At 54.1% G+C, this 17,717-nt stretch carries 17 protein-coding genes; 12 read left to right on the top strand and 5 right to left on the bottom strand.

Features of this window, described 5'->3' with window-relative positions; genetic code table 11:
• Positions 1-136: 136 nt before the first annotated feature.
• Positions 137-880, top strand: coding sequence for a GT-D fold domain-containing glycosyltransferase (locus ACFSW5_RS13160; RefSeq protein WP_379273665.1), 744 nt, complete (start codon positions 137-139; stop codon positions 878-880).
• Here ACFSW5_RS13160 and ACFSW5_RS13155 read toward each other — a convergent pair.
• Entirely contained in the window at positions 877-1,608 is a 732-nt protein-coding gene (locus ACFSW5_RS13155) for a polysaccharide deacetylase family protein (RefSeq protein ID WP_379273663.1), read from the bottom strand. The two genes, ACFSW5_RS13160 and ACFSW5_RS13155, sit on opposite strands and share 4 nt — an antisense overlap.
• A gap of 151 nt (positions 1,609-1,759) precedes the next feature.
• Positions 1,760-2,746, bottom strand: a complete 987-nt coding sequence (locus tag ACFSW5_RS13150; protein ID WP_379273661.1) for a stalk domain-containing protein — start codon at positions 2,744-2,746, stop codon at positions 1,760-1,762.
• Between the two features lie 567 nt (positions 2,747-3,313).
• Between ACFSW5_RS13150 and ACFSW5_RS13145 the strand changes: the two genes are divergently transcribed.
• The 5 genes from ACFSW5_RS13145 (at position 3,314) to thiI (ending at position 8,217) form a co-directional block, all read left to right on the top strand.
• Entirely contained in the window at positions 3,314-4,051 is a 738-nt protein-coding gene (locus ACFSW5_RS13145) for a YwaF family protein (protein WP_379273658.1), read from the top strand.
• A 101-nt stretch (positions 4,052-4,152) separates the two neighbouring features.
• Positions 4,153-4,749, top strand: coding sequence for a nitroreductase family protein (locus tag ACFSW5_RS13140; RefSeq protein ID WP_379273656.1), 597 nt, complete (start codon positions 4,153-4,155; stop codon positions 4,747-4,749).
• A 233-nt stretch (positions 4,750-4,982) separates the two neighbouring features.
• Positions 4,983-5,693 (top strand): lytic transglycosylase domain-containing protein, encoded by a 711-nt coding sequence (locus ACFSW5_RS13135; RefSeq protein WP_379273654.1) that lies wholly within the window; start codon positions 4,983-4,985, stop codon positions 5,691-5,693.
• A gap of 132 nt (positions 5,694-5,825) precedes the next feature.
• A complete protein-coding gene (locus tag ACFSW5_RS13130) occupies positions 5,826-6,989 on the top strand; it encodes a cysteine desulfurase family protein (protein ID WP_379273652.1) in 1,164 nt (387 codons plus the stop codon).
• Between the two features lie 7 nt (positions 6,990-6,996).
• The gene (gene thiI / locus ACFSW5_RS13125) at positions 6,997-8,217 is read left to right on the top strand and encodes a tRNA uracil 4-sulfurtransferase ThiI (protein ID WP_379273650.1); all 1,221 of its coding nucleotides are present in this window, start codon (positions 6,997-6,999) and stop codon (positions 8,215-8,217) included.
• 188 nt (positions 8,218-8,405) lie between these two features.
• On the opposite strand, the gene ACFSW5_RS13120 is transcribed toward thiI, so the two are convergent.
• Complete coding sequence (locus ACFSW5_RS13120; protein WP_379273647.1) at positions 8,406-9,110, bottom strand: TerC family protein; 705 nt, start codon at positions 9,108-9,110, stop codon at positions 8,406-8,408.
• A 149-nt stretch (positions 9,111-9,259) separates the two neighbouring features.
• Here ACFSW5_RS13120 and ACFSW5_RS13115 point away from each other — a divergent pair, with 149 nt between their 5' ends.
• The 5 genes from ACFSW5_RS13115 (at position 9,260) to ACFSW5_RS13095 (ending at position 14,050) form a co-directional block, all read left to right on the top strand.
• Positions 9,260-9,937, top strand: coding sequence for a TerC family protein (locus tag ACFSW5_RS13115; RefSeq protein ID WP_379273645.1), 678 nt, complete (start codon positions 9,260-9,262; stop codon positions 9,935-9,937).
• A gap of 178 nt (positions 9,938-10,115) precedes the next feature.
• Positions 10,116-10,598: a hypothetical protein gene (locus tag ACFSW5_RS13110; RefSeq protein WP_379273643.1), complete on the top strand. Its 483-nt coding sequence runs from the start codon at positions 10,116-10,118 to the stop codon at positions 10,596-10,598.
• A 102-nt stretch (positions 10,599-10,700) separates the two neighbouring features.
• Positions 10,701-12,539, top strand: a complete 1,839-nt coding sequence (gene typA, locus ACFSW5_RS13105) for a translational GTPase TypA (protein WP_379273641.1) — start codon at positions 10,701-10,703, stop codon at positions 12,537-12,539.
• Between the two features lie 46 nt (positions 12,540-12,585).
• A complete protein-coding gene (locus ACFSW5_RS13100; protein WP_379273639.1) occupies positions 12,586-12,897 on the top strand; it encodes a YlaH-like family protein in 312 nt (103 codons plus the stop codon).
• A gap of 88 nt (positions 12,898-12,985) precedes the next feature.
• Positions 12,986-14,050, top strand: coding sequence for an LCP family protein (locus tag ACFSW5_RS13095; RefSeq protein ID WP_379273637.1), 1,065 nt, complete (start codon positions 12,986-12,988; stop codon positions 14,048-14,050).
• Positions 14,051-14,331: 281 nt separating this feature from the next.
• Here the strand turns inward: ACFSW5_RS13095 and ACFSW5_RS13090 are convergent, their stop codons facing one another.
• Positions 14,332-14,895, bottom strand: coding sequence for a YhcN/YlaJ family sporulation lipoprotein (locus ACFSW5_RS13090; RefSeq protein WP_379273635.1), 564 nt, complete (start codon positions 14,893-14,895; stop codon positions 14,332-14,334).
• Positions 14,896-15,001: 106 nt separating this feature from the next.
• On the opposite strand from ACFSW5_RS13090, the gene ACFSW5_RS13085 reads away from it, so the two are divergent.
• Positions 15,002-16,345, top strand: coding sequence for a PhoH family protein (locus ACFSW5_RS13085; RefSeq protein WP_379273633.1), 1,344 nt, complete (start codon positions 15,002-15,004; stop codon positions 16,343-16,345).
• A gap of 126 nt (positions 16,346-16,471) precedes the next feature.
• On the opposite strand, the gene ACFSW5_RS13080 is transcribed toward ACFSW5_RS13085, so the two are convergent.
• Positions 16,472-17,572 carry a coiled-coil domain-containing protein gene (locus ACFSW5_RS13080; protein ID WP_379273631.1) on the bottom strand — a complete coding sequence of 367 codons (1,101 nt, stop codon included), beginning with the start codon at positions 17,570-17,572 and terminating at the stop codon, positions 16,472-16,474.
• Between the last annotated feature and the right edge of the window lie 145 nt (positions 17,573-17,717).

The following is a 17,717-nucleotide window of genomic DNA, read 5'->3' as shown; positions in this document are numbered from 1 at the left end:
AATAGATTATGAGATTTCCGGTCGGATCGTATGGACGATTTTTCGAATCGTAAAAATCGGGCTCTACCGAAGTGGAGATGCCGTCTGGCGTTCATATACTGAAGCATAATGTATAGGAGAGGAGAGTGCCCGGATTTTGCCGTCTTATTCCGGTGGCAGGAGATTGCCGTCTTCAGAAGTGTTGGAACGGATCCAATATTCGCTTCGAACGGGGAGACCGTTTTCGTTAGTACGAGTAGGTGACGGAGAAAATATCGTTATGGCGCAAAATTCGGTATGGACGATCGATCGGGTGCTTGCTACGAAATGGGCCCGGCTTGCGAACAAAAGCAGGAGCAGCAAAGGGTTGAAGCTGCCCAATCTCGATATGCGGGACAGGATGGTGGAATCGATCCGCAAAGCAACCGTGGTCGGCATATTGAATTACGGCGACAGCATTATAAAAGCCCGGCCGGAATACAAGCGCCCTTTAACCGATAAAATATTTGCCCATTACGGCTTAAAGCCGCGCTATACATGCAACGCGTTATTTAACCGGTATGCGGCAAACGATCCGTTGTTCTGGGAGCTGATACGCGGCTATCGAATCCTTATTGTTACAAGGAATCCGGAGGGGATAGCGAAACTGCTGAGCGGCGGGCCTTACAACCAGCATATCGCCGGGACGATCTCCTTCGGCCATTGCGACGAGCTGGAGGAGACCGTCGAGGAGCTGAAGGCCAATCGCAACAAATTCGATATCGCCCTCATCTCGTGCGGCGTCAACGCGGTTGTCTTGGCGCAGCAAGTCGCCGAAGCGGCAGGAAAGGTCGGAATCGATTTCGGGAAGGGCCTGACCCGATTGCCGTTGTCCCAAGAAGCGGGAGGAAACGGAATTTAATCGTATTCCTTCAATAGATTGAGAAGCTTTCGGGGCGTCATGTCCGGAACCCCGGCATTCAAGCGGTATATTTCGTATTGGCCGCGCGCGTTGATCCCTTTTTTTGTCGTAAAACAAAGCTCGACGCCGGCATCCTTGGCCGCTTTCAGCACCGTTCCGTTGTAAGCGCCGTAAGGAAAGCATAACAAGTTAGGTCTTCGGCCCAATTGTTCCGACAGCAACTGTCCCGCGAGACGGAAGTCGCGCTTCATCCGCTGCCGGTATTCCGCCATCGTTTCCTTTCGCGCTTCTTTCTTCCGTTCGATCGGCCCTAGCAGAACAGGTTTCCCGTTTATTTTCCGGTGCTGGTCGTAGCTGTGGCTGAAGAAAGCGATGCCGCCGTTACGCTCCATCTCGCGCATCTGGTCCCACGTAAGCCGATTGCTCTTCATAATGCGGCTTACGATGACAAATCCTACGGCCGGGCAGCGGGAAGCGGACAGTTCGGGATATGCATGCGTGTAAAAATCGCTCCAGCCGTCGTCGAACGTAAGCAGAACCGCATCGGACACGACCTTCCCTTGGCGGCAGAAACGCAGAAACGCGTCGATGCCGATCACGTTGTAGCCTTGTTCCTTAATCGCGTTCAAATGGCTTCTGAACAAATCCGAGCGGAGCGAATAAGGTCCGGCCGCTCCAACATGATGGTAAGTCAATACAATGACTTTGTTATCGTAATGGTTCGCCATAACGCGTGCTCCTCTTTTCTGCTGATCGCCATATTTTATGCAGGGGAGGATGGAATGGGGAAGAGGGGGATCGAAGCGGATTGAATTGCGCTAATCTATAAACAAAAAAAGGCCGCTCGTAAAAGAGCTGCCTTTTTTTGCTTTTGCAAGCTTAGAACGTTCCCAAACGGCTGTCGTCGTCCGTGCTGTAGAAGTATCCTTTGATGTCGGCATCCGGGAATTCGTCTTCGACGTCGGACACCAGGTCATCTTCCAGGTCTTCCCTTTTGCTTGCGCTCAAGTTGTTCCACTCGGCTTCCGAGACATAGACCTCGATCGTAATGTCGTCTTCATCGCCCGACAACTCGATTTCAAAATTCATGTCTTCGTAATCGCCGTAATCGTCGTTGAGGTTATCTTCCAGGTCGCTCAGATCGGAGGCTGTATTCTCCAGATCAACGTTGCCGTTGCTGTCGGTTTCGAACGAAGCCAGCTTGGAAGAATTGTCTTTGTCCTTCACCGTTCCCGATACGTCGGCGTCTTCAAAGGCGTCCAAAATATCGTCGACGATATCTTGAAGGTAGGATTTTTTCTTCGAGTCGCTAAGATCGTCCCAACCATCCGCGTCGACTTTGATCGTGACGGAAACGTCGTCCTCGTCGCCCGTAACGGTAATGGACGCATCCGTATCCTCGTAGTCTTCGTATTCATCCTGAATATCCGATTCCACATCGTCGATGTCATCGGTGGCTTTATCTTCAATCGCCGCATTCAACTGGGATTTTAATTTGGCGATTTCCGCGTCTTTTATGGCGATTTGGGCATTCGCTTCGGCCAGCTGCTTGGTCATGTTGTCGACTGCCGTTTTACTCGTTCCGGTAATATTAATCGTTTTGTTTGTCTGATCCCAGAGGACCTGGTTTCCGGTAGCTTCGCCGATAAGACGGACAGGGACAAAAGTCGTTCCGTTTACCATAAACGGCTCGGTGGAAGCATCGGTCGAAACCTGTGAACCGTTATATTTGATGACGATGTTGCTGTAAACAGCAGAAAGCTTTTTGGTTGCATCCGCGGCAAACGAGGTGTTCGCCAACAAAACGCTTGATGCAACGACGGCGGTCGCCGCGACGATCGTAACGGGTTTTTTCCATAACTTCATAGCATAATGACTCCTTTTCATATGTATTTCTTATAAAGACGAGACAAGCTGGAAAAAAGTTTCATGATTTCGAAAAAAATTTTAGAGACGTCTTATAAAAGATAAAAAGCCATACGGTTTATTAATCCGAATGGCTTTGTTACAATTAGCGCTGCTGCTGTTAGTGCTGCTGCTCGTCGTCGAATTTCATGCCTTTTGTTCCCATGGCGACAAGCGCGACCATTCCCCCGATGAAGCACGCCGACAAAATCACAATCGAAGCAATTTCCACTGTAATACCTCCTTAGCCTTGATGCCGCTTCTTGCAAACGTCTTAAAGGAATCTTTGAATACTATCATACTAGACGGAGAAGCCCGTTTGAAGGGGGATTGCGGCTAAAGGTTTGAAAGGTTAGTGAACTTTTGCCCGCTGCCCGATAGGATAGCGATTGTCCGGAGCATGCCGCCGGCTTGGCAAACCCGCGTCTCCCGACTCTATGGCTTTCGGCCGAAGAGAGCGCGGCTTTTTTTGCGGAACGAGGAAGGGAACGAGGTTGCATGAGATGAAAAAGGGGGGTGCAAAAAAAAATGGAATTTACAATGTTCTCTTTGGAGCATGCGGCTGCGCTGTTCGCCGGCTTGGTCGTCCTTGCGGCCGTTTGTTTGCAGCGCGGCAAAATTCGGAGCGCCGACCGAAAGATTGGTTTGATCGGGGCATGCATGCTCATCGGCAGCGAACTTGCTCTGCAGGGTTGGTATATAGCTAGAGGCGTGTGGGGAGCGGATTCGCTTCCGCTTCAGCTGTGCAGCATGACGCTGCTTGCTTCGGCAGCCGCTCTTCTGATGCCGGGCTCTAGAGTTTTGCAGGACATCGTCTTTTTTCTAGGCACTTTGGGAGCGATGCAGGCGCTCATTACTCCAAATCTCGATTTCGGCTTTCCGCATTTTCGGTATTTTCATTTCTTCTTGGCTCATATCGGCATTTTGGCGACAGCGGTTTACCTGTTCGCCGTACGGCGATACCGTCCCCGTTTACGGTCGGCCGTGTCCGCCTTCTGCTGGCTGCAGGGGGTTGCGCTCATTGCCGCTGCGGCGAACGGTGCGTTTGGGACGAACTTTATGTTTCTCGCCCGCAAGCCTTCGACGGCATCGCTTCTGGACGCTTTGTCCCCATGGCCGCGGTACATTCCGGAGCTTGAAGCGGTTGCGGCAATCCTTATTCTGATGCTATACGGCTTGGCTAGAGGGGTCGAAACTGGGGCAGGCCGATTCCGGCGGCGGAAGTCCGGGCGGCAAAGCGCGGCTGCCGAATCAAATCGGCTGTAACGGCCAATACTATATTCTCGAAGCTTAAAATACTTGACAATCATCCAAATATAATGTAGCTTACATAAAGTAAGTAAAAATTGCACTCAGGAGGAACACACATGCCAGCATTTATGGAAGCTCTCAAAGAACGCCGCAGCTATTACGGAATCAGCAAAGAATCGACTATTCCGGACGAAAAAATCGAAAGTCTTGTAAAAGAAGCGGTTTTATATACGCCTTCTTCTTTTAACTCGCAAAGCGCCCGCGCTGTCGTGCTATTCGGCGCGAATCACGATAAGCTGTGGGATATTACGACGGAAACGCTCCGCCAAATCGTGCCTGCGGATCAATTTCAAGCGACGCTCGATAAAATGAACAGCTTTAAAGCCGGTTACGGCACCGTGCTGTTCTTCGAGGACAACGCCGTGGTCGAAGGGCTGCAGAAGCAATTCCCGTCTTACGCGGACAATTTCCCGATCTGGTCGAATCAGTCGAACGGCATGCTTCAGCTTGTCGTATGGACCGCTCTCGAAAGCGAAGGGCTCGGAGCTTCGCTGCAGCACTATAACCCGCTGATCGACGATCAGGTGAAAGCGGCTTGGAACATTCCTTCCACATGGAAGCTTATCGCTCAAATGCCGTTCGGCAAGCCGGTCGCTCAGCCTGGCGAGAAGCAATTCCAGCCGGTTGACGAGCGCGTAAAGGTATTCGGTTAAACAAAAAACCGATCGAAAGTATTCCATGCGAGGCATTCCGCGGACGACGCAAAGTCGCGTTCCGCGGAATGCCTCGTGCCGTCTCGGGGAGCGGACTAGCTCAAAAGGCTAAAAACATGTACAATAGAAACCGATACTAAGGATAGACCTGTTGCAAGATTTCGGCGGCAACTATTTCATATTAGGGAAAAGTTGAGGCCTGGGAATGAAAAGGACATCCTGGAGGAAATAACATGAGTATCGATACGCGCACGCTAAGCGCCTTGATTAAGCTGCAGCTCGCGCCGAGCCTTGATTTCGCTTCGCCGGGTTTCGGGGCGGGCGTAACCGGAACGGACGGCGGCTCGCTGTTCGATATGCTGCTTCAGCAATATATGTCGGAAAGCGGCAGTTCGGCTGCCGCCGGTTCGGCGCGCACGCTGTCCGCTTCCGCGGCGATCGCCGCTCTACCGCTTCCGCTTTCGGACACGGCTGCATCCTTGGACGAGCAGTCTGCCGTATCCGTCTCTTCGAGCAGGGTTTCCGGCTTGACTTACGACGGAACGAACGATTACAGCGGTCTGATTGAAGCGGCTGCCCGCAAATACGGTCTGGATCCGGCTCTTATCGAGTCCGTCGTACGCGCCGAATCGGGCTTTCGGCCCGATGCTCAATCTTCCGCCGGCGCGAAAGGGCTAATGCAGCTGATGGACGCCACCGCGCGCAGCCTTGGCGTTACCGATTCGTTTGATCCTGAGCAAAATATCGATGCGGGAACCCGGTATCTTTCCTATTTGATGCGCAAATACGACGGCAACGAGCAAGTCGCGGTCGCCGCCTACAATGCGGGACCGGGAACGATTGACCGATTAGGCATCCGCACGAACGAAGAGCTTCGTCAGAAGCAGGAGCTGTTGCCGCAGGAGACGCGCAAGTACGTGGCCAAGGTGCTTGGCGGGTTATAAGCGCGCTGCAATCTTATAAGTTTTGCGAACGAGAAAGCTCCGAATGAGGAGTTTTTTCGTTTTTAAGACTTGAACCGAGAAGATCGTTTATGCATGGCCGACAAGGTTCATTGGAAAGGAGGTTTTTTACGCATGCTATATTTTGATCATTGCGCGTCGACTCCGCCCCATGACGAGGTGATCCGGACGTTGGCGGAGGTAATGAAGGCGCATTATGCGAATCCTTCCTCGATTCACCGTGCGGGAACCGACGCGGACAAGCTCGTCGAACGCTCCAGACAACTGCTCGCAGGCGCCTTCGGCACGAAGCCCGAGGAATGGCTGTTTACATCCGGCGGGACCGAAAGCAATAATCTGGCGCTTAAAGGAGCGGCAAGGGCGAACCGCAGCCGGGGCAATCATATTATAACGACAAGCGTGGAGCATGCGTCCGTTTACGACGCATGCCGGCAGCTGGAGGAGGAAGGTTTCCGCGTCACATATTTGCCGGTCAATGCCACCGGGCATGTCGAACCGGAAGAGCTTCGGCGGGCGCTCTCCGACGATACGATTCTCGTCAGCGTCATGCATGTCAACAACGAGGTCGGTTCCGTCCAGCCGATCGAAGCGATCGGCAATGTGCTGAAGGATCGGCCGAAAACGTTGTTCCACGTTGACGCGGTGCAAAGCATCGGCAAGCTGCCGATCCGAATCCGGGAGTGGGGGATCGATCTGCTGTCCGGCTCCGCTCACAAGCTTCGCGGCCCTAAAGGTACCGGCTTTCTGTATGTCCGGGAGGATGTGCGGATTCAACCGCTCCAGTCGGGCGGCTCGCAGGAGCACGGGATGCGTGCGGGGACGCAGAACGTCCCCGGCATCGTCGCTTCGGCCAAAGCGTTCCGTATGGCAATGGAAACGGCCGGCAAGCGTTATGCCGCAATGGCTTCGCTAAGAAGCCGTTTGCTTGAGCATATTCGCTCCATACCGGAGCTGAAGCTGAACGGCTCGCTGCCGGAGGAAGCCGGGTCGTATCCGATGGCGCCCCATATCGTGCATGTGTCTTACCCCGGCATGAAGCCGGAAGTGATCGTTCATATGCTGGAGGAGGAAGGGATCGTCGTATCCACGAAGTCCGCCTGCTCCTCTAAGGAAGATCGGCCGAGCCGCGTGCTGCTGGCCATGGGCGCGGACCGTAAGCATGCTTCCGGAGGCATCCGCATCAGCTTCGGCGACGAGCATACGGAGCGGGACATCGACAGGCTGGCTGACGGCCTGCGCACCGTCGTGAAGCGGCTTAAGCCGCTTGAAAGGAGTTAACAGACAGGTGAATTACGATAAAATAATCGTCCGGTACGGAGATTTGACCGTAAAAGGAAGAAACCGCGGACGTTTCGAGCGGCAAATGGAAAATCAAATTAAACGCGCGCTTGCGCCGTTTGAAGGCTTGACCTTTTCCAAAATTTACGGGCGGCTTTATGTCCATTTGCATCACGAACCGTACGAGCGGGTGGCGGACAGGCTTAAGGACGTGTTCGGCATCGGATCGTTCAGCCCGGTCGTAACCGCCCGGCCGGAGCTTGCCGACATTCAGGAGAAAGCGGTCGGTTTGATGCTCAAGCTCGCCGACCGGCCGTACACCTTTAAAGTCTCCGTAAGGCGTTCGTGGAAAGGGTTTCCGCATGATTCGATGGAGATGAACCATTTGGTCGGATCGCCCGTTCTACAAGCGATTCCCCACCTGAAGGTGGACGTACGGAAGCCGGACATTCAGCTCAAGGTTGAAATTCAAGAGGATGCCGCTTATTTATATAATGAAGTGGTGGAAGGAGCGGGAGGCTTTCCGTTCGGAACGAACGGCAAAGCGCTTCTGCTGCTGTCCGGAGGGATCGACAGCCCGGTTGCCGGTTGGATGGGGATGCGCAAAGGGTTGGAATTGGAAGCCGTCCATTTCCACAGCTATCCGTTCACCAGCCAGCAGGCGAAAGACAAAGTCATTGCGCTTGCGCAGCGACTCTCTTATTATGCGGGAGCCCCGTTTAAGCTGCACATGGTGCCTTTCACCGAGTTTCAGACGAGATTGACCCAATTGAACCAGGATAATCTGATGATTACGTTGATGCGCCGGGCGATGCTGCGCATAACGGAGCGCCTTGCGGAAAGATACAAGGCCGGGGGCATCGTTACGGGGGAAAGTCTCGGCCAGGTCGCCAGCCAGACGCTCGGCAGCATGAACGTAATCGGCAGAGCGACGTCGCTTCCGCTGATCAAGCCGCTTATTATGATGGATAAAAACGAAATTATCCGTTTTTCGGAGAAGATCGGGACGTACGAGACGTCGATTTTGCCTTACGAGGACTGCTGCACGTTGTTTTTGCCGAAATCTCCGAGCACCAACCCGAATCTCTCCGTGGTGGAGAAGGTAGAGGCCGGCATGGAGGACTACGGCGAGCTGCTGCGGGCAGCCGTTAAAGGGACGGAAACGATCGTTCTGACGCCGGATAAGCCGGTGACGATTCCGCAAACCGGGGAAGAAAGCTGGTTTTAATGTTTTTGCCTCCCCCACCCCCTCCAAAGGAGGGGGACCCAAGGGTTAGCACCGTCTGGACACCCCAAGGGGCGTGCCTGCTGCGCGGCCGTCTTCGACAATCAGGCGCGCTCGCCCCGCTTGGCCTAGCGGCCAAAGCTTTTGTTCTAACCTTGTACGACATAAAAAACAAAAAAAGCAGAGATCCCTTAATGGGATTCTCTGCTTTTTTGTTGAAGCGCCTTTGCTTTGTTGCGCGAATTGGTGAAAAGTCCGGCGGCGATGACGAGCAAAATGACTACGACGACAAAAGACCAATACGTCAAGTTGTTTGCGGTGAAGAAATCGCCGAACGCTTTTTCGTGGGTAATCATCTTCGCAGCGGTATAGGCCAGAACGCCGGAGCCTATGTAAGCGATCCAGCTGAACCTGTCAATGAGCTTGATGAAGATCGTGCTGCCCCATACGACGACCGGAATGCTGATCAATAAACCTAAAATAACGAGGAGCGGGCTTCCGTGCGCCGCGCCAGCGACGGCCAGGACGTTGTCGATGCCCATCGCCGCATCGGCGAGAATGATGGTCCGGATCGACTGTCCGAGCGTATTGCCTGCTTTTATGTTATCATCGTGATGCTCCTCTTGAACGAGCAGCTTATAGGCGATCCACACAAGAAGCAAGCCGCCGACCAGATGCAGCCACGGGATGTCGAGCAGCTTGACGACGACCAGAGTGGCGATAATCCGAATGACGACGGCGCCGCCCGTTCCGTAAATGACCGCTTTTTTCTGCTGGTCTTTAGGCAAGTTGCGCGCCGCCATGCCGATAACGATGGCGTTATCGCCGGCCAGCATCAAATCGATAAAAATGATAACGATCAGAGAAGACCAAAAATCAACCGAGAAAATATCCATTCGCGTGTCCCCTCCTTTCCCGAGAAGCTAGTTCACCCTTTAGAAGTCTACATGAATTACGCAAGAAACGAAAGATGGATTCAACTTTTTTTGGGACATAATCCTTTTGGACAGGTCATACAGTCGAAAGAGAGGAGGCGACGGGACAGATGGAAAGCTTGATTACGTTTATGGAAATTGTGCTTATCAACGTGCTGTTAAGCGGCGACAATGCGGTCGTGATCGCGATGGCCAGCCAGCATCTGCCTCCCGTGCAGCGAAAGCGGGCGGTCTGGTGGGGGGCGCTGGCAGCGGTCGGCTTGCGCTGTCTTCTGACATTCGCCGCGTTGTCGCTGCTGAACACGCCTTATTTGCAAGCGGCCGGCTCCGTTCTTCTGCTCTACATTGCCGTTAAGCTCCTGACGGATTCGGAAGGCAGCCCGGGGGACAAGCATCGCGCGGGCCCGAAATCAAAATCGCTTGGCCAAGCCATCCGGACGATCGTCGCGGCCGATTTTATAATGAGCCTCGATAACGTGCTTGCGATCGCAGCGGTAGCCGAAGGCGAACCCGTCCTTATTTTGCTCGGAATCGCGCTCAGCATACCGATGATTATTTGGGGAAGCCAATTGATCGGCACGATGCTTCACCGGTTTCCGGTGCTGGTTTACGTTGGGGCGGGCCTGCTCGGTTATACGGCTGGAGAGATGTTCGTACACGATAACGGGATGCAGGACATTTGGCTTCGGAATGTGCCGACGGCGGCGGAAGCGATACCGCTGTTTTGCGTACCGCTCGTCATTATCGCCGGGATCTTGCTGCGCAGGCGATCGCAGCGGGAATTGTAACAAACAAATCGCCCCGATGTAACCGGTTGCCGGGAGCCGAATGCGGTTCCCGGCATTTTTTTGCATTGGAGGACACCTTTGCACTGGTATTTTGAGCGGAGTTCCTATAAACTAGTATAGATAAAATTTGTCGTCTTTCGTCATGTTGAGCTAAGACGTTGTAAGGAGCGGAAGAAAGATGCCGAACAAAAAATATTCCGCTGGAATGATTTTGCTTTTGGCTGGTATCGTGTTATTGCTGGGCAAATGGGGAGTTATCACCTATTTGGGGGCCATGTTCTGGCCGCTGCTCGTACTCATTCCCGGCGTTCTTCTTCATGTGCTTTTTTTCGGCAGGATGCTGCCGGCGGTCGTGCTTGTGCCGGGCGGCATGCTCATTGTTTACACCGTTTTATTTATTTTGTGCAACATTTACGGCTGGAACATCATTAGAGAGGCGTGGCCGGTTTTTTTGCTCGGCATTGCCGTAGGTCTCTACGAATATTATATGTTCGGCAATTCCCGGAGCCGCACAACGCTCGCCGCATCGTTATGGCTTGGCGGAGCCGCCGTCGTTCTGCTCGCGGTATCGCTCGTATGGAGCTGGGGCCTGTACGTTATTGCGGTCCTGCTGATCGTCGCGGGAGGATGGATGACGTTCGCCAAGCGTTCCTATTGGTAAAACGGTCGCTCGCTCAAGAGGCAAACGGACGGACGATGCATGTAGGAACAAATGCAGTGCGCCTTTAAGGCAAAAATATAAATGTGGAGTGGATTAGAAGTCATGCAAGCTAGAGAAAACATTCGCAATATCGCGATTATCGCGCACGTCGACCACGGGAAGACGACATTGGTCGACAAACTGCTTCAACAATCGGGAACGTTCCGCGAGCATGAAGCGGTGCAAGAGCGCGCAATGGACTCCAACGCGTTGGAGCGGGAACGCGGTATTACGATTTTGGCTAAAAATACGGCAATCACGTACAAAGATACGTTAATCAATATCGTGGATACGCCTGGACACGCCGACTTCGGCGGCGAGGTGGAGCGGATCATGAAGATGGTCGACGGCGTTCTGCTTGTCGTCGACGCATACGAAGGCTGCATGCCGCAGACGAAATTCGTATTGCGCAAAGCGCTTGAGCATCAATTGACGCCGATCGTCGTCGTCAACAAAATCGACCGTCCGGCGGCCCGCCCTGCCGAAGTGATCGACGAAGTGCTGGATCTGTTCATCGAGCTTGGCGCGAACGACGAGCAGCTGGACTTTCCGGTCGTCTACGCCTCGGCTCTTATGGGGACGAGCAGCCTCGATCCGGAGAAGCAGGACGATAATATGGAGGCGTTGTACGAAACGATCGTGCGCCATATTCCGCATCCGACGGAAACGGTCGACGAGCCGCTTCAATTTCTCGTCACGTTGCTTGATTATAACGAATATTTGGGCCGTATCGCCGTCGGCCGGGTAAACCGCGGCATCATCCGCCAAGGTCAGCCGGTTGCGGTTATGACGCGCGAGGGCGCGGTTAAGCAGGCCCGCATCGAGAAGCTGTTCGGCTTCCAGGGCTTGAAGCGCGTAGAGATCGAGGAAGCGGGCGCCGGCGATATTATCGCGGTTGCCGGCATTCGCGAAATCAATATCGGCGAAACGATTGCCGATCCGAATAAGCCGGAGGCGCTGCCGGTGCTGAAGATCGACGAGCCGACGCTGCAAATGACGTTCCTCGTCAACAACAGCCCGTTCGCGGGGCGCGAGGGCAAGTGGGTCACCAGCCGGAAGCTGCGCGACCGCCTGTTCAAGGAGCTTGAAACCGACGTCGCGCTGCGCGTGGACGAGACGGACAGCCCGGACGCGTTTGTCGTGTCGGGACGCGGCGAGCTTCATCTGGGGATACTGATCGAGAACATGCGGCGCGAAGGGTACGAGCTGCAAGTATCGAAGCCGGAAGTAATCGTGAAAGAGATCGACGGCAAAAAAGTCGAGCCGTACGAGCGGCTGCTCATCGACGTGCCGGAGGAAAGCATGGGCGCCGTGATGGAAAGCCTCGGAACGCGCAAAGCCGAGATGGTCAACATGATCAATAACGGCAACGGGCAGGTAAGGCTTGAATTCATTATCCCGGCCCGCGGCTTGATCGGCTACCGGACGCAGTTCTTGACGCTGACGCGCGGCTACGGCATTATGAACCATGCGTTCGACAGCTACGGCCCGCTTGCGGCAGGCGTCGGCGGCCGACATCAAGGCGTGCTCGTGTCCAGCGAGACCGGCACTTCCACGTTCTACGGCATGCTGGGCGTCGAAGACCGCGGCATTCTGTTCGTGGAGCCGGGCACCGAAATTTACGAAGGCATGATCGTCGGCGAGCATACCCGCGATAACGACATCATCGTTAACATTTGCAAAGAGAAGCAGTTGACGAACGTGCGCTCCGCGACGAAGGACGATACGGTCAAGCTGAAGACGCCGCGGATCTTCTCGCTGGAGCAGGCGCTTGAATACTTGAACGACGACGAATATTGCGAGATTACGCCGAAATCGGTACGTCTCCGCAAAAAAATATTGAACAAAGGCGAGCGCGAGCGTGCGGAGAAACACCGCAAAATGGCTCAAGCGAACGCGTAAAACCTTTCAACTCCGTTAACCTTAAATTGAGGGAGGCTGCCGTCAAATGCAGCAATGGTTTAGCGAGCACCATGTCGTTTCCTATTTGATTATATTGGGATTTACGATTTATATTTTCAATTCGGTATTCCGTGCGCAGCAGAAGCTGCCGTTATTGAAAGAAGTGCTCGTTTACGTCCTGATGGCCATAGGCTCTTTCGTGCTTATGATTTTGCAGGTCGATAAGCTGCCGATCATTCAATGTATGGGTATCGCGGTCGTCATGATGCTGATGCTGCGCACTCGTCAGCTGTACGACAAGTGGAAAGGCAAAAAGGCGGAACGCGGCGCCGTAAACGAAGCGGAGCCGGGCCAATAGGCCGGGCTCCGTTAACCGGGCGGCCGCAATCTTCGAAGAACTCCGACAGGAGTTCTTCGCATATTTAAAGACATGTAGGTGAATATCGATGACACAGAATGCATTGCCTCCAAGATCGGCGGGGCGTTCGTCCCGCAAGCCGGCAGGCGCCGGCAAAGGTCCTAAGAAGAAACGTCCTGTGCTCCGCGTTTTTCTTTTTCTCATCGTTGCCGTTCTTGTCGTCGTCGCGGTATTTCTGGCCGACCTCGTAAACAAAACGAACAATCTGCTGGATAACTCCAGCACGGCGAACAATACCGAAGTCGTGCCGGTTACCGAATCGGTTAAGTCCAAGCCGGTCGGCATTCTTCTTCTCGGCATGGACACCCGTCCGAAGGGCGGCACGATGAATACCGACGTGATGATGGTGGCGGCGTTTAACCCGAACACGAAATCGACGACGGTCGTTTCGATTCCGCGCGACAGCCTCATTCAGCTCGACGGCTATAAGGAGCGCAAAGCGAACGCCTATTACGCGGCGTTTTATACGCAAGCTTTACAGGAGCAGCTGGAGACGAAGAAGCTCGACGAGGCGAAGGAAGCGGCGAGAGAAGAGGCGCGGGACGCTATGAGCCGCATGATGACCCGCTATTTCGGCATCGACATCAAGTATACGGCCATTATTAATTTCCAAGGTTTTGTCGATGTCGTAGATGCGCTTGGCGGACTTAAAGTAAACGTGGACATGGACATGAAATATACGGATACGGCCGACGGAACGAACATCGACCTGAAGAAAGGGCTGCAAACGTTAAACGGCCAGCAGACGCTTGACTTCGTCCGTTACCGCAAGTCGAACGACGGCACGAATATGTCCAGCGACTTTGAGCGCAATCAGCGGGAAAGCCAAGTCCTTGCGCTTATCACCGACAAGATGAAGTCGCTCAGCGGCGTCACGAAGCTGGGTGACGTAATCGAAGCGGTCGGCAACAATTTCACGATTGACATGCCGACCAAAGAGATGCAGAACATGATGACGACTTACTTCGGCATTTCAAGCTCCGACGTTTCGTTAATCCAACTGGAAGGCACGTGGCGCAGCCCGTACGTCTATTTGGACGAATCGAAGCTGGAGGAAGCAAGAGCGGCCCTTCAGGCAAAAATGGCTGAATGACCGTAGACTGCCGGTCTCAATCCGTTTATAATGGAAGCAAGAACGCTTCATCCCATTTTCTCTAGAAGGAGAACATGCGAATGATTATGACTCCATTATTCGGACAATGGACTGCAGCAAGGATGGCGCGTCTCTGCGTGCATGACGGGCGTTTGAACGTTATGTTTCAACATCATGAATTATGCTCCCTGCGCTTCTTGGACAAGTGTGCGCAAGAAAATAGGAAAGCCTGGCGACCTCGCGGTCGTCAGGCTTTTCGTGCTTGTTGAAGCCGATGGCGCTCACCGGCTTTGACGCGCGTCGTTTGGCGCCTGCTGCTGCATTTGCTGCTGCGCGTTCTGCTCTTCGTCTCTCGGCATGACGTCTCTTGGGGCTTGAGGAATAATCCGTCCGACGATGTCCGCAAGCTCCTCAGCCAAGCCCGTGGCCGGCCTTCCTTGCTGAACGTCGGCGCTCAGCTCGCGAATGCGCTCGGCCAAGTCCATATCGGCCGTGACGAGAGCGTCGATGCCGTACGGATCCTTGTGGAACGCTTCCGCGACGGAATATTTAATCGTTCCGACGCGCGAGCGGTCGAGCTTCGGATCCACGTTAATGCCGACGACGGCCGTGTTGCCCAGCACGACGGCGTTGGCGCTATTGACGCCGGGCACGGATGCGGCAAGCTGTTCCAAATGCGCGGCTACTTCCCGCGGATCGGCGATATGGGTCGCTCTTGGTTCGGTTTGCTGCGTTCGGATATTATTGTTTTGCCGAGGGGAGGGCGATGTTTCGTTGCGCGCCACCGTGCCGCATCCTGACAGGATCAGCAAGGCTGCAACAATTGCTGCTGTCCGTTTCAACATGTTAGATCACCTCGCCAATATGTTCGTCTGTCCGACAATAGTGTACCCGCAGTCCAAACCGGGTATGTATGCCTTTCTATGAAATTCCGACGCCGGGAGGGTTATTATGAAAAAAATATTCGTGCTCGATACGAATGTGTTGCTTCATGATCCGCAAGCGATATACGCCTTCGATGACAACGAAGTGATTATCCCTGCGGTGGTGTTGGAAGAAATCGATTCGAAGAAAAGGCTGGCCGACGAGCTTGGACGCAATGCCAGGACAATATCGAGGCTTCTGGACAAAATGAGAGGGGAAGGACATCTGCATGAAGGAATACCGCTTCCGGGAGGCGGCATTCTCAAAGTAGAGCTTAATCATAAAAGCTTTTTGCGGCTGCAGGACATGTTCGGCGAAGCTTCCAACGACAATCGCATGCTAGCTGTCGCGCTTAATTACCATTTGGAGCAGCAGGAGCTCATCCAAAGCGGCCGGGAGGGCTCGCATGTCGTTCTGGTCAGCAAGGACGTATTGGTCCGAATCAAAGCCGACGTGCTTGGCGTCGAAGCGCAAGATTATTTGTCCGACAGAGTGGTCGTCTCCTCCGACCTCTACAGCGGCTACGTCACCCTTTATGTCCATCCGGCCGTTATCGACGAGTTTTATTCCTACCGCTTCCTTCTCGTCAAAACGCTTCAGACGAAGGCGGCGCTTAATCCGAATGAATTCGTCATTCTGCGCGACGAAATGGGCACCTCCAAGTCGGCCTTGCTCCGGGTCAGTCAGGACGGGTTGCGGCTTGAGCCGCTTTACTTAAGCAACGATCCCGTGTGGGGCATAACGGCAAGAAACGCGCAGCAGCGGATGGCGCTGGAGCTGCTGCTGAACGACGACATACCGCTCGTCACTTTGAACGGCAAGGCCGGCACGGGCAAGACGCTGCTTGCGCTCGCCGCCGGGCTGATGAAGGTCGAAGACGAGCATAAATATAAGAAGCTGCTGATCGCGAGGCCCGTCGTCCCGATGGGCAAGGATATCGGGTATTTGCCCGGCGAGAAGGAAGAAAAGCTTCGTCCGTGGATGCAGCCGATTTACGATAATCTGGAATATTTGTTCGATACGAAAAAAGCCGGCGACATCGACAAAATTTTAATGGGACTCGGAAGCATTCAGGTCGAAGCGCTCACCTATATTCGCGGCCGCTCCATACCGGGGCAGTTTATCATTATCGACGAAGCCCAAAACTTGACGAGGCACGAGGTCAAGACGATCATTTCCCGCGTCGGGGAAGGGAGCAAAATCGTCCTGATGGGCGATCCCGAGCAAATCGACCATCCTTATCTCGATTCGGTCAGCAACGGGTTAACGCACGCGATCGAGCGATTCAAGCTTGAATCGATCAGCGGGCATATGACGCTCGAGAAAGGCGAGCGGTCCAAGCTGGCGCAGCTCGCAGCCGATCTGCTTTGATGGCGCGTCCGGAGCGAAATCGGCCGTTTGCGGCCTAACAAACAAGCAGCCCTTTAGTCTTCTGCGTACTTGCAGAACGAAAGGGCTGCTTGTTTGTCGTTGGTTTAGAAGGGTGTGCCGACATGCTCACCAGTTCAGGCCAAGCTCGACGATAAGCTCGCCGTCTTCGGCCTCTACGCTTGTCGCTTTGACGAATGATAAGATCAGTCCGGGGTAAAAAGCGAGGTCGAACCGCTCCTCCAGCTCCTCGCGCGTCGTATCCGGGAGCGCGTATCCGTTAAACCGCAGCTCCTCGACGTGAAACCGCAATCCGTTCTGCGGTTGCTCGACCACCGTATAGCTTCCGGTTAGGTGTACGTCGATGCCGTTCCGGCTGCCTTCCGCGGTTACTTTGCCGTCATGGAACCGGAACGAAAAACGGTCGAACAGCTCGTTCTGCTCCCTTAGAAAGGCATTTAAATCATCCTCCGGTATCCGGAGCGTATAGGTCAAACCTTCGGCAGCCAAAAACTCTTTGTGCTCCTGAATCCAATCGGGCAGCTTGCCCATGGCGTCGGACAACGCATTAAAGTATTGTTCCACCTCATACAACCCCGCCGTTTCCCAGAAGGAGTTCAGCTCCTCGATCATCATCCGGATGCGATCCGCGTCCGGACGGCTTTCGAGCTGTTCGTTCAGCTCGGCTTCCATCGCCAGCACGCGCTCCCGCTGCCGGGCGAGGCTCGATTCGATCCCGTCGAGCCGGGTTTGTTGATCTTCCAGAATCAAATAGCCTTCCTGCAGCTCGGCATATTGTTTTTTGTAATCGTTTAACGTCCGTTTGTCCTGCCCAAATATGATGCCGATATAATCGAGCAAGCCGAGCAGTGCGGAGATCGATTTTGCGGAGAACAGCGCTTCGAGCAGTACCTCTCTTTCGCCCATATAGTAGGCGCGGAGCACTTCCCCGACGTCTTCCCGCTTGTCCCGTATTTGCCCCTCCAGCACGTCCAATTGCGCGGCCTGCTCATCCATTTCGGAGGCGAGCTGCTTCTTTTCTTCGCGAATCCGTTCGATTTCTTTATCGATTTCCTTAATGGACAGGCTTTGCTCCAGCATACGATGGATATCGTCCCCGGGCGCGGACTCGGGCTCGGGCACGGCAGTTGCCGTTGCAGCCGACTGCATGAGCAAAACAAGCGCCATAAAGAACGGAATCGCCTTGCTGCGGACGGCTTGTAACGTCACGTCATGCCTCCTTTCCGCGAGGCTTATTCCCGCTGCGGGGGATAAGCCGTACACCGTCTCCGCAATCATTGTATGCGGAAGCGGAACCTATTATTTCTCGCCTGCGGGACATGCGGGCGGCAAGCATACGGGCGCTGTAAACAGC

Origin of the sequence: Paenibacillus thailandensis (assembly GCF_042685365.1) — a bacterium.
In the GTDB taxonomy this organism is placed as follows: Bacteria; Bacillota; Bacilli; order Paenibacillales; family Paenibacillaceae; genus Paenibacillus_AP; species Paenibacillus_AP thailandensis.
This window is presented reverse-complemented; position numbering and strand designations above follow the sequence as displayed.

Bases quoted from the DNA above. Each gene is read 5' to 3' on its own strand.
- ACFSW5_RS13150 (WP_379273661.1), bottom strand. From the start codon at position 2,746: ATGAAGTTATGGAAAAAACCCGTTACGATCGTCGCGGCGACCGCCGTC.
- ACFSW5_RS13120 (WP_379273647.1), bottom strand. From the start codon at position 9,110: ATGGATATTTTCTCGGTTGATTTTTGGTCTTCTCTGATCGTTATCATT.
- ACFSW5_RS13145 (WP_379273658.1), top strand. From the start codon at position 3,314: ATGGAATTTACAATGTTCTCTTTGGAGCATGCGGCTGCGCTGTTCGCC.
- ACFSW5_RS13140 (WP_379273656.1), top strand. From the start codon at position 4,153: ATGCCAGCATTTATGGAAGCTCTCAAAGAACGCCGCAGCTATTACGGA.
- ACFSW5_RS13155 (WP_379273663.1), bottom strand. From the start codon at position 1,608: ATGGCGAACCATTACGATAACAAAGTCATTGTATTGACTTACCATCAT.
- ACFSW5_RS13100 (WP_379273639.1), top strand. From the start codon at position 12,586: ATGCAGCAATGGTTTAGCGAGCACCATGTCGTTTCCTATTTGATTATA.
- ACFSW5_RS13085 (WP_379273633.1), top strand. From the start codon at position 15,002: ATGAAAAAAATATTCGTGCTCGATACGAATGTGTTGCTTCATGATCCG.
- ACFSW5_RS13115 (WP_379273645.1), top strand. From the start codon at position 9,260: ATGGAAAGCTTGATTACGTTTATGGAAATTGTGCTTATCAACGTGCTG.
- typA (WP_379273641.1), top strand. From the start codon at position 10,701: ATGCAAGCTAGAGAAAACATTCGCAATATCGCGATTATCGCGCACGTC.
- ACFSW5_RS13135 (WP_379273654.1), top strand. From the start codon at position 4,983: ATGAGTATCGATACGCGCACGCTAAGCGCCTTGATTAAGCTGCAGCTC.
- ACFSW5_RS13130 (WP_379273652.1), top strand. From the start codon at position 5,826: ATGCTATATTTTGATCATTGCGCGTCGACTCCGCCCCATGACGAGGTG.
- ACFSW5_RS13110 (WP_379273643.1), top strand. From the start codon at position 10,116: ATGCCGAACAAAAAATATTCCGCTGGAATGATTTTGCTTTTGGCTGGT.
- ACFSW5_RS13095 (WP_379273637.1), top strand. From the start codon at position 12,986: ATGACACAGAATGCATTGCCTCCAAGATCGGCGGGGCGTTCGTCCCGC.
- ACFSW5_RS13090 (WP_379273635.1), bottom strand. From the start codon at position 14,895: ATGTTGAAACGGACAGCAGCAATTGTTGCAGCCTTGCTGATCCTGTCA.